At 77.3% G+C, this 547-nt stretch carries 1 protein-coding gene; it reads right to left on the bottom strand.

Features of this window, described 5'->3' with window-relative positions:
• The coding region (locus tag G3I40_RS10900; protein ID WP_164301960.1) for an SDR family NAD(P)-dependent oxidoreductase at positions 1-547 on the bottom strand (547 nt) is incomplete at both ends.

Genomic DNA, 547 nt, shown 5'->3' with positions numbered 1-547 from the left:
CGGACGTGCCGGGCCGCCCGGGGCGGGCAGGTCCCAGGGGCTCCAGGCCACGGCGGTGCTCGGGTGGCCCAGTTGTCGACGGTGCGCGGCGAACGCGTCGAGGCAGGCGCTGCCCGCCGCGTATCCGGCCATGCCCGCACCGCCCCAGACACCGGCCACGGAGGAGCAGTGGATCTCCTGGTCGACCGGTTGTGCTTCGAGGACGCGCGCCAGGGTCAGGGCCGGGCCGGTCTTGGCGTGCACGGTGGCGGCGAAGTCCTCCGGGCCGGTCTCCAGGACCGGCCCGAACTCCACGCGGGTCGCGGCGTGCAGGACGGTGCCGACGGCGTGCGGGGCGGCCTCGACGGCGGCCCTGATCGCGTCCTCGTCGGCCGCGCAGCAGGTGAACGTCGTTGCGGTGCCGCGCAGTTCACCGAGCAGGTCCTCGTCCGCCCCGCCCACCAGGACGAGGTGCGCGGCGCCGCTGTCGGCCGCCCATCGGGCGAGCCGCTGCCCGATGGGGCTGTCCGCGCCGGTGACGAGCACGGTCCCGCGCGGGCGCCGCCCG

Origin of the sequence: Streptomyces sp. SID14478 (assembly GCF_010548525.1) — a bacterium.
Lineage (GTDB): Bacteria > Actinomycetota > Actinomycetes > Streptomycetales > Streptomycetaceae > Streptomyces.
The sequence above is the reverse complement of the archived record's forward strand: the minus strand, read 5'-3'. Positions and strand labels throughout refer to the sequence as shown.